This is a genomic window from Frankia sp. CcWB2 (genome assembly GCF_977927585.1).
Map to the genome: position 1 here is coordinate 3,034 of NZ_CDWRCM010000096.1, position 10,815 is coordinate 13,848.

The window sequence follows — 10,815 nt, forward strand, 5'->3', positions numbered from 1 at the left end:
CCCTACCTCGTGCTCGGACTGCCCGCCGGTGCCCTGGTCGACCGCTGGGATCACCGGCGCACGATGGTGGTCACCAGTTGCCTCAGCGGCTTGACGATGGCCAGCATCCCCGTGGCCCACTGGGCCGGTGTCCTCACCACACCCCATCTGCTGATCTCCGCGGTGCTTGTTGCCTCGGTCTTCGTGTTCTTCGATGCGGCCAGCTTCGGCGCAGTCCCGGCGATCGTGGGACGGGACGCGGTGGCCGCGGCGACCGGGGCGATGGTGTCGGTGAGCACCGTTGTCAACCTGGTCGGGCCGGCCGTCGGCGGGGTGGCCGCGGCCACGGTGGGCGCAGCCAATGTGCTCGCCCTCGATGTGCTCAGCTACCTGGTCGGTGCCATCCTGCTCTCCCGGGTGCGCTGGGCCGCGCCGGCCGCCGCCGACCGGAGCGCCGCCGACCGGAGCGGGGCCGACCGGAGCGGGCCGGCTGGCAGCCGGGTGAGCCGGACCCGTCGCGACATCGCCGAGGGCCTGCGCTACATCCGGGGGCATCGCCTCATCCGGACTCTGACCCTGCTCGGGGCCGGCAGCAGCCTGTCCGGGGGCGCGGTCACCGGCCTGGTCGTCGTCGTCGCGGTACGGCAGTTCGGCCTTCCCGACGACGACCCGCGGATCGGTCTCCTCTACGTCGCCGCCGCGCTCGGAACGCTGATCGTCAGCCAGCTGCTCAGCCGCGTGCACCGACACGTCCCCACCGGAACGATCACACTCGGTGCGTTCGGAGCCAGCACGCTCGCCCTGATCGGCTGGTCGCTGAACACGGCGTGGCTGCCAGGGATGGGCATCCTGCTGCTCTGGCAGGCCAGCACCTCCCTGGTCATCCTCAACGGCATCGTCGTCCGGCAAGCCGTCACCCCCCTACGCCTGCAGGCCCGGGTCAACACCGCCGCGAGGATGATCGCCTGGGGCGGGACGCCGCTGGGTGCCGTGCTCGCCGGCATCCTCGCCGATGCCTGGGGCACCCGGGCCGCTCTGCTGACCGCCTCGGCCGGGGTCGGCCTGGCGCTGGTAGCGGGCCTGATGGCAGGCCTCGGCCACACCGGCAGGCTTCAGGACCTGATCAGGGCCGACGAGGTACCGGCCAACCCGCCGCAGGCCGGGCCCGGTGGGCCGGACGCCGAGGTCCGGGCGGTGACAGCCGCCGAATGAGCCCCCGAATGAGCCGCCCGGCTGATGTGTGGATATCGGCCCATCCCCACGCCGCTCGTGCTAGTGTTCCTGTTGAAAATGAAAACCGTTTTATTGCGAAGGAGGTGAAGCATGGCGGAGATCTCGTTCGAGGAGCTGGCCGAGGCGCCGGTCCTCGCTGCCCCGCAGGACCCGACCACGCACGCGCTCGTCCAGAGCCCGTTCGCGTGGGACGACGAGGAGTAGTGCCCCCGGTTCACTGAGGGCACCGAGTGCACCTTGGTGAGCCAGCGCAAGCCGTGACCGCCGGTGCCGTCAGTTCCCGGACGGCCCCGACGGTCACGGTCTCCACCGGGTTCATCCCGGCCCGCGCGGCCCGTGTCGGCCATGACCCCTGCTGACCACGGCCGCGACCAGTCCACCATCACCAGACCACCACGACCGCGACACACCCGATGAGGAAAGCCGACGTGTTCGCTCCTGGCCACCATCTCTACCGGGCCGCCGACGGGAGTTGGCGTTACAGCGCCCCCGGGAACGTCTTCGTCCGAATTGGCGGCGAGGACCGCCTGCTCGCCCTCGTGCGGGACGTCGCGGCCGGAGCCACCCAGCTGCCCCTGCCCGATGTGGACCGACCCGCCGTCGAGCGCATGACCGCCGCGCTCACCGATCGCGGCGTGTTCGTCGGCCCGGGGCGTGTGGGGACCGTTCCGGCTGGCTGGAAGGTGCGCCTTGACGGCGACAGTCCGGTCGTCGGGAAGCTCACCGAACTCCTGGGCGACCTCCTCGAGGACGTCGAGTGCACCGTGGGCCCGGCGGACGAGGCCGCGGTCGCCGGCTCGGACGTCGTCGTCAGCTGCGCCCGGTGGCTGCCGGACTCGCACTGGTGCCGGCTCGACCAGTGGTGCGCGGCGCACCACACCCCATGGCACGGCTGCTACGCCGAGGGCGACACGTTCGTTGTGGGACCCTTGTCAATGCCGGGCCGTACGGCGTGCTACCAGGACACCAGAGGACGTCGGCTCGCCGCGGCCGCTCTCCCCGACGAGCTGATCGCCCACTGGGCCTACCTCGATTCCGACACGGTCAAGCCGCCGGCCCCGTTCACCCCGGCAGCCACTGCGGTGCTGGCGGGGCTGCTCGCCGCCGACCTGCGGGCGCTGGCGGCGGGAAGCGCCGTTCCCAGCGAGGGGCACCAGCTCGTCGTCGACCTGACCACGGCGTCGATTAGCCGGCATCCGGTGCTTCCTCTTCCCAACCTCGCGGTCAACCCAGTATAGGCGCCGGGGCATGCACGCCATCGACGCGAACCAGGCCGTGCCGGCGGCGGACGGCGTCCTGCTGGCGACCGACGTCTACCGTCCCGACCGGCTACCCGCCCCGGCGGTGGTCACTCGCACCCCGTACGGTCGCGGTTCGCTGCTGGCAAACGGCGTCGGGTGGGCGCGGAACGGACTGGCCTACGTCGCCCAGGACGTGCGGGGGCGCTACGGGTCGGACGGGACCTGGACCCCGTATCAAGGGGAGCGCGCCGATGGCCGGGCGTTGGTCGAATGGGTCCACCGCCAGCCCTGGTGCGACGGGAACGTGATCCTCGCCGGAGCCTCCTACGGCTCGTTCACCGCGTGGGCAGCCGCCGTCACCGTGCCCGAGCTCGTGCGCGCAGTGATCAGCGAGGTACCCGCCGCGGGTCTGCGGCCCGCCAACGTGGACCCGTCGGGGATCCTGCGGCTGGCCGAGTACGCCGGATGGTGGACCGAGCACGCCGAGAGCCGCACCAGCAGGAACGGGCTGTCCGCGCAGATGCTGGGCTGCGAGCCGGACCTGCTGCGGCACCTGCCGGTCGCTGACCTCGGCCGGCGCCTCTGGGCACGGGTGCCACGCTGGTGGAGCGCCATAGTCCCGGCTCTGTCAGCCCCGGCTCTGTCAGCCCCGGCTCTGTCAGTCCCGGCTCCGTCGACGACCGGCGACGGCCCGGCACCGCACGACCGTACGGGCGACGACCTCGGGGCGGGCATCAGCACGCAGGAACTGGCCCGCTGCTCGCTGCCGTCCCTGCATATCGGCGGCTGGTACGACCTCTTCCTGCCGCAGACGCTGTGGCAATGGGAAACCGCGGGCCGCGACCGCGCTCCGAACAGGCCCGCCCGGGGCCTGGTGATCGGGCCGTGGGGGCACGAGCTGTCGACCCCCGCTTCCAGCTCGGCGGGTGGGCGGGAGCACGGGCCCGCCTCGCAACTGCCGCTGGGACGCCTCCAGGTCGCGTGGATCCTTGACGTGCTGGCCGGCCGGGACGCGTCGATCACCAAGGTGTTCCTCGTCGAGGGCGGACGCTGGCTGGACCGGTGGCCGGCGCCCACCGCCACCCTGGGCCTGCAGGCCAGCGCTGACGGGTCACTCCTGCCGAACCCGCCCGAGCGGCCCGCCGAGCACCGGTTCACCTACGACCCGCTCGCCCCCTTCCCCAGCCTCCCGCGGGACTGCGACCGTGCCCACCTGGACGCCCGCGCCGACGCCGTGGCATTCCGGACCCCGCCACTGACGACGCCGACCGCCATCGTCGGCGCACCCACCGTCACGATGGCCGCGGACACCACGGGCCCCGGCACCGACTGGATAGTCCGGCTGGTGGAGCGGCTCGGTGACGGCCGGGCCTTGGAGGTCACCAGCGGCGCCGCTGCCGTCGGGCCCGGCGCGGCCACGGTGTCGATCCCGCTCGACGCCACGGCCCTGCTGCTCCACCCCGGCAGCCGGCTAGAGCTGCAGGTCACCAGCAGCGACTTCCCGCGGCTGGCCCGCACCCCCAACACCGGCCAGGACCGGTACACCACCAGCGCCACCCGGACCGCCACCCAGACCATCCACACCGGTCCAACCCGCGGCTGCCGGGTTGACCTGTCCGTGCTGGAGCACCCGTGAGATCAACCACCCCCGCGCCGGCCGAACGGCGTCTCGTCGACCGCCGGCTCGGCGTCCTCACCCAGATCGTCCCCTACCAGCCGAGCCCCGCCATGCCGCGCTGCTGGGTCGGCTGGAGCGCCCGTGCCGCCGACACCCGTGCGTTCGCCACCTGGTCGGCCGAGCGGTTCGGCTTCGGTGCCGCCCTGAGCGATCACGACCGGGCGCGCCGTGCCGCGGTCGGGGAGGCCATGGAACGGTACTGCGGCAACGCCGTGCCCGACGCCCTGGAGATCGCCTGCTACGACGATCTCGCCAGGGCTGGGCGGCCGGCCCTCGACCCGGCGACCCTGGCGCTCTACTCCGACCGGCAGTACCGCGCCCGCGGGTTCCCCTTCCGGCCCTTCACCCGCCAGACACCGGTGGCCTGGGTGCCCGGCCGCGACCTGTACGCCGGGGATCCGGTGCTGGTGCCCGCGTCGATGGCCTACCTGAACTACTTCCGCGGTGCGCACGCCGACGAGGTGGCCACCCACGCCATGCTGTATGCCGGCATCGCCACTGGCGAGAACCGTGAGCACGCCGAGCGTTTCGCGTTGGAAGAGCTCTTCGAACGCGACGCGAACACCATCTGGTGGGCCAGCGGCGCCGCAGGCTGGGCCGTCGCCGATGCGGCTGAGCTCCTCGACCGGTACGACATCGCCCACGGAGAGGGCACCGGTCGCACCATCCGGTTATTCCAGGTGCCAAGCCAGTTCCCGGTTCCGGTGCTCGCCGCCTTCCTTGAAGAACCGGGACGGGGGCTGATCGCATACGGCATGGCCTGCCGGGCGGGCCCGCGGGAAGCGGCGACGAAGGCGCTCGTCGAAGCCTTCGCCATGCTGGAACTGACCGCCGAGCTCGCGGACGGTGACAGCACGCACTGGCGAGCCGTCGCCCGCGGCGAGATACCCCCGCACACCTACCTGCCCTACCGCGCCGACCGGCGGTACGCGGATGACATCCGGCCGGATTTCCGCGACCTCGTCGACCTGCCCGCGGTCGCCCAGCTCTACCTGGATCCGCGGATGCAGGGCCGGCCCCTCGACCGGCTCCGCGACGACACCCGCACCACCCGGCTCGCCGACATCCCCCGGGCCGACGGGGACGTCAACAGGGACGTCAACAGGGACGCCAACGGGGACATCAACGGGGACACAGCCCGCCGGCGCTATCTCGACATGCTCGCGACGCAGGGCCTGCCCGCCGTGTCAGCGGACGTCACCACCCCGGACGTGCGGGCGGCCGGCCTCACCGTCGTGCGGGTCATCGTCCCCGGGCTCTACGGCAACCCGCCCGCGGCCTTCCCGTTCCTCGGCGGCGAGCGGCTCTACGACGTACCCGCCCAGCTGGGCCTGGCTGCTGGAAAGCTCACCGAAGACACCCTTTATCCGTACCCGATCCCGCACGTCTGAGGCGCACCCATGGACCTCGCCGCGATCCTCGACCCCCGATCCGGGATCATCCGCCGGATCGAACGCAACACCATTCCCGCCACCCTGCCGCCCGAATTCACCATGTACACCGCCGTCCTCTCCGACACCACCAGGTTCTCCGCCTGGGCCAGTGACTTCGCCGGAGCCGGCTACGCCCTGCTCGACGACGACGCCGCCCTCGGGCCCGCCGTCGGCGAGGCCGTCGAACGCTACTGCGGGAACCTCGTCCCCGCCGGACTGCGCCGCGCCACCCACAAAGAGCTCACGGCGGACCGCGCCACCGTGCTCGACCCGCGCTCGGTGGTGCTGTACTCACCCGCCCAGTACGCCGGGCCCTACTTCCCGTTCACCGAGTACCGCGAGGATCTCGAGCTGGAGTGGACGCCCGGCACCGACCTGCTTGCTGGCACCCCCGTCTGGGTACCCGCGCAGCTCGTCTGGGTGTCCTACGCCCACCAGGCCCAGGCCCGCGGGTTCCCCTACCTCAGCCCGGTCCTCAGCGCCGGCCTGGCCGCCGGTATGGACCAGCGCTCGGCGCAATGGTCGGCGATCTGCCAGATGATCGAACGTGACACGCTGACCATGGCCTGGCACGGCCGCCGGCCGTTGCGGGCCATTACCCCGCCCCCCTGGATCGCGCAGCTTGCCACGGGCGCGCACGGAAGCATGACGACCCGGTTCGTCGAATTCCCGAACGAGTTCGGCCTCGTCGTCGCCGGCGCACTGGTGCACGACACGGCGACCGGCTACCTGACCATGGGAGCAGCGTGCCGGACCACCACCACGCCGGCGCTGCGCAAGGCCCTTGCCGAAGCCTTCCAGCTGCAGATGTTCGTCGCCGACCTCGATGACCCCGACGGGCCCCTACATGCGCGCCGCACGCAACCCGCACAGCCCCCTCAAGCCGTGGCGAGCTGACCGGCGGTACCTCGACGACTGCCGAGACGACCTGGCAGATGTCGTCGAGTACTGCACCCACCTCCAGCTCTTCCTCGACCCTCGCCTGCAGGACCGGCTGGAGGCCGAACTCGCCGAGACCCTCACCGGCACGATCGGCTGGGAGACCCTCGACCGGGACGCCCGGCACGCCGGAGTCGACGACCCGATGGTGCTCGCGCGCACGCTCGCCGGCGCCGGCCACCCGGTGACATCGGTCGACGTCACCACCGAAGACGTGCGCCCCACCGGCATGCGGGTCGTGCACACCTTGGCCCCCGGCCTGTACTCGAACACCTCCGTCGGCCTTCCGTTCCTCGGCGGCGCCCGGCTGGCCAGGCAACTCGCCGCGGCGGGCACCATCCGGCGCGACCTCCCGCTACCGCATTAGCGCATTAGCGACGTAACCGAAAGGACGAGTGTGGCCGAGGACGTCACCGCGCTGGAGCGTATCCGGCGGGCCCAACAGGTCCTCAATGGTCCGCCGACCCGGCAGGTGGTGCTCGACGGACTGCGCGCCGCCACCAGCCGGATTCCGCTGCCGGCACCGCGCGCGGACCTGCCGATCGAGTTCGGCCAGGTGCTCGCGGCACGCAGGTCCTGGTACCGGTTCGATGCCGAGGCGCCGACCGCCGAAAATGTCTCCTCGCTCCTACGCTGGGCGGTTGGTCCGCAGCGGGATGTCCGATTGCCCGACGGCAGTCAGCACCGGATGTGGATGGCGCCGTCGGCAGGTGGCCTGCATTCACTGTCCATCTATCTCGTCATTGCGCACAGTGCGCAACTGTCCGGCGGCGTGTTCCGGTACGACGCCGAGGACCACTGTCCGCAGACGTTGTGGTCCGGCGAGCCGGCGGCGGCGTTGCGTTCGGTGCTGGTCCAACCCGAGTTCGCCGAACGGGCGCCCATGGCGGTCGTCGTAGTCGCCCGGCTTGACACGACTCTCGTGAAGTACCCGGCACGCCATTACCGCACCCTGCACCTCGACGCGGGAATCGCCGTGCAGAACCTCTACCTGGTCGCGGCCGCACTCGGGCTGGCCGGATGCGCCGTGACGGCCTTCGACGACCAGGCCCTCGCCGAGTTGCTGCGCCTGCCCGACACGATGTTCCCGACCGTCGTGTTCCCCGTCGGCCGTCAGCCGGTCCGACCGCCAACCAGGCATGTGAGCTGACTACATTTCACTATCGCCGGCCGCGCCGGCCGCGCCGGCCGTCACGGCCGCCGCGGCCGGACGTGGGCGGCCGAGGTGCCCAGCCCCGTGGGGCCGCCGAAGAGCCGTACTCCCGCCGTCGGGTGGTACCGCAGTTCGGACTCCTCGTACCGATGCGTGCCCTCATGCCAGCGGAGGATCCCGGCCAGCCAGTTCTGGAGTTCCCGCGCATAGCCCAGCAGCGCCTGCCGCGCCGGCGCGTCCAGGGCGAAGCTGTCGAACAGCGCCGGAAGCTCGTGCGCCACGATGTGCTCGAACTGCCGTATCCGGGAGGTCATCAGATCGTTGACCACCGTGAGGGCACGCTCCCGGTCGCAGTCGAGGAAGTTCTCGACGACGAGGACACAGTTGTGGATCTCACCCTCGAACTGGATCTCCTTCTGATAGGAGAAGACGTCGTTGAGGAGGCAGGCGTAGTCCGCGGCCGCGTTCTCCAGAGCCTGGATCGGCCGGGTGCGGTAGATCTCGGGTGGCACGGTCTGCTCCCGGGCCAGCCGGGACAGGCTCATCGTCAGATCCGAACCGAAGGTCGCCCGGCGCATCTCAATGTAGTCGATCGGGTCGGGAATGCGATTCTGGGCCTGGTTTGCCAGCTCCCACAGCCAGCTGTCGATCATAACCTCGACGGCGCCGCGGAACGTCTCGCGCGCGCCTGGCGACATGGTCTCGGTGGTGCGCGCCCACAGGTCGGCCAGACCGCGTTCCAACGCGTTGGCCGGCACCGCGGTGACGGGGGAGTCCACCGGCATGAACTCCGACAGCCGGGCGTTGCACACCTTGGCCCCGAGGATGTCCCGGGTGCAGCCGAAGATTACCGGGTAGTAGTCGTCGGCGTAGGTCCCCCAGGTGAGCCAGTCCGTCGTCAGATTCAGTTCCGGCAGGGTCGCGTCCGGATGGATTCCGGCCGAGCACAGCGCGAAGTCGAACGCCCGCAGTTTGTGTTCGTCCCAGATGCCCGGAATCGGGTCCAGCATCCCCACCGCCCGGGCCCAGATGATGTTCTCCCGGCGGGAGGCGTCCAGATGCGGGCTCTGCCCGGTCGAGAAGGGCATGCAGAAATCGGGATGGCGCAGCGGCCCGACGATCTGGTGCGGGATGTGCGTGAAAGAGCGGATCCGGCGCGGTGCGGTGGTGACGAGGGACGGCACGATCCGGGCCGCCGAGGTACCGAGACCGGTGAGTCCGAGGAGTCCGCCGAGCTCGCCGCTCCCGGGCGCCACGGCCCGGTTCATGTACCGGCTCGAGCGCAGGTGCCACTCGTGGCCCCCGGACTGCCAGTCCTGCAGACCCTTCACGTACGCCAGGACCTCCAGCCGGCTCCCCGGGTCGACACCGTGCTCCTCGAGGACCGCCGGCAGTTCGGTGACCGCGGTGTGCTCGAACTGGTGCAGCCGCGAGGTGAGCAGGTCGTTGACCGTGTCGGCGGCCTCCTGGGTTCCACAGCCGAGGAAACGTTCGATGACGAGCACGCCGTTGCTGAGCTCGCCCTCCTCTTCGACCTCGCGCTGGTAGGAGAACAGGTCGTTGCGCAGGTGCACGGCGTCGGCGAAGGTGTCCCGCAGTACCTGCAGCGGCCGGGTTGCCGCGACCCGGGCCGGAACCTCGGCATCGGCGGCGTGCTCGACGAGGTTCGCCGACCAGGGCGCGCCGCCGACCTTGCGCCGCATCTCGACGTATTCAATCGGGTTGGCGAGCCGGCCGGCGTTGATGTTGGCTAGTTCCCACAGGGACTCGTCCAGTAGGTTCTTGGTGCTGACCGCGAACCGCCGCCGCCAGTCGGCGGAACGCTCCGGGACGGTCCGGGTCCACAGGTCGGCGAGTCCGCGTTCCACCGGGTTGGTCGGCGTCTCGGTGATCTCACCGTCGACGGGCATGAAGGCGGGCAGACGGTCGAGGTAGGCCCGGGCGCCGGCCATGTCGTGGGACCGCTTGTACAGCTCCAGGAAGTGGTCGTCGAAGTAGAACACCCAGACATACCAGTCGGTGACCAGATCGAGTTTTCGGCCGACGGCGTCCGGATGGGTGTATGCGCAGAGCAGGGCGTAGTCGTGTGCGTCGAAGTCGGCCTCGGTCCAGATCACGGTTCCGTGCTGCGGAGAGTCGATCATCTCCATCTCGTCGGCCCAGGCCCTGCTGTGCACGCGGGCCTGTTCCAGGTTCGGATTGAGCCGTGCCGGATAGGGCACGTAGAACTCCGGTAGCGTGAAAGGCTGCATGACCCGCTGGTGAACCTTTCTCGGTCACGGGCTGGACGGCCGGCCCCGAAAGTCGGCCGGATACGGATCCTTATCCGTATCCGGCACCGGAGAACCTTCCCCGGGGAATCGGTCCCGGGGAAGGCGTACCGGGTCTGCCGGGGTGGCAGCGGAGAAGTGAACAGTCGGGGCGGCCGGGAGAGATCGGGCCGGGATGCCGCGGAGCCCAGCGGAACCCTCCCGGAACCCCGCGTAATCTCGCGTAATTCCGCAGAATTCCGCGGGTTCCGGGTGATCCCAGCGGCTCGCGCGGCCGGGTGTCACCGACCGATCTCGACGTTCTCCAGGATGCCGAGCGCGTCGGGGACGAGCACCGCCGCGGAGTAGTACGTGGTCACCAGGTACGAGATGATGGCCTTGTCGCTGATACCTGCGAATCTCACGGACAGGCCGGGCTCGTATTCGTCCGGCAGGCCGGCGTGGTGCAGGCCGATCACCCCCTGGTTCTCCTCATCGGTGCGCAGTGCGAGGATGGACGTGGTACCGGTCCTGCTGATCGGAATCTTGTTCAACGGGAGCAGGGGAACGCCGCGCCAGGCCGGCACGTGCTGGTCGTGGAAGAGGACGGTGGCCGGGTAGATGCCGCGGGCGGTGCATTCCCGGCCGAACGCGGCGATGGTCCGCGGGTGGGCGAGCAGGAAATGTGTGCTGCGTCGGCGGCTCAGTAGCTCGTCGAGGTCGTCCGGGGTAGGCGGACCGCTCCGGGTGTGAATACGCTGGCGGAGGTCGGCGTTGTGCAGCAGCCCGAAGTCGGGGTTGTTCACCAGTTCGTGCTCCTGGCGTTCGCGCAGGGCCTCGACGGTGAGCCGGATCTGGTGCTCCAGCTGGTTGTGCGGTTCGTTGTAGAGGTCCGCCACCCGGGTGTGGA

The 10,815-nt window shown here is 70.7% G+C and carries 9 protein-coding genes and 1 pseudogene; 8 read left to right on the forward strand and 2 right to left on the reverse strand.

All coding sequences use genetic code 11. From position 1 onward, the window contains the following. The 8 genes from ACY45C_RS11845 to ACY45C_RS11880 all read left to right on the forward strand — a co-directional run. A partial coding sequence (locus ACY45C_RS11845; protein WP_462187670.1) for an MFS transporter occupies positions 1–1,191 on the forward strand: 1,191 nt, incomplete at its 5' end. 111 nt (positions 1,192–1,302) lie between these two features. After that, on the forward strand, positions 1,303–1,416 hold the full coding sequence (locus ACY45C_RS11850; protein ID WP_023840694.1) for a streptamidine-related RiPP repeat protein: 114 nt from the start codon (positions 1,303–1,305) through the stop codon (positions 1,414–1,416). 224 nt (positions 1,417–1,640) lie between these two features. Further along, a complete protein-coding gene (locus ACY45C_RS11855; RefSeq protein WP_462187671.1) occupies positions 1,641–2,450 on the forward strand; it encodes a TOMM precursor leader peptide-binding protein in 810 nt (269 codons plus the stop codon). A gap of 10 nt (positions 2,451–2,460) precedes the next feature. Beyond that, positions 2,461–4,089: a CocE/NonD family hydrolase gene (locus ACY45C_RS11860; RefSeq protein ID WP_462187672.1), complete on the forward strand. Its 1,629-nt coding sequence runs from the start codon at positions 2,461–2,463 to the stop codon at positions 4,087–4,089. Next, positions 4,086–5,522 (forward strand): YcaO-like family protein, encoded by a 1,437-nt coding sequence (locus ACY45C_RS11865; RefSeq protein WP_462187674.1) that lies wholly within the window; start codon positions 4,086–4,088, stop codon positions 5,520–5,522. Before ACY45C_RS11860 ends, ACY45C_RS11865 begins: the two co-directional genes overlap by 4 nt. Positions 5,523–5,531: 9 nt before the next feature. Then, positions 5,532–6,461 carry a YcaO-like family protein gene (locus ACY45C_RS11870; RefSeq protein ID WP_462187675.1) on the forward strand — a complete coding sequence of 310 codons (930 nt, stop codon included), beginning with the start codon at positions 5,532–5,534 and terminating at the stop codon, positions 6,459–6,461. After that, positions 6,412–6,870 (forward strand): hypothetical protein, encoded by a 459-nt coding sequence (locus ACY45C_RS11875; RefSeq protein WP_462187677.1) that lies wholly within the window; start codon positions 6,412–6,414, stop codon positions 6,868–6,870. Before ACY45C_RS11870 ends, ACY45C_RS11875 begins: the two co-directional genes overlap by 50 nt. Before the next feature lie 30 nt (positions 6,871–6,900). Further along, positions 6,901–7,653 (forward strand): SagB family peptide dehydrogenase, encoded by a 753-nt coding sequence (locus ACY45C_RS11880; RefSeq protein WP_462187678.1) that lies wholly within the window; start codon positions 6,901–6,903, stop codon positions 7,651–7,653. Positions 7,654–7,694: 41 nt separating this feature from the next. Here the strand turns inward: ACY45C_RS11880 and ACY45C_RS11885 are convergent, their stop codons facing one another. Next, a complete protein-coding gene (locus ACY45C_RS11885; protein ID WP_462187679.1) occupies positions 7,695–9,908 on the reverse strand; it encodes a family 2 encapsulin nanocompartment cargo protein terpene cyclase in 2,214 nt (737 codons plus the stop codon). Between the two features lie 299 nt (positions 9,909–10,207). Further along, positions 10,208–10,815 (reverse strand): annotated as a pseudogene (locus ACY45C_RS11890) (Crp/Fnr family transcriptional regulator); the annotation flags it as partial.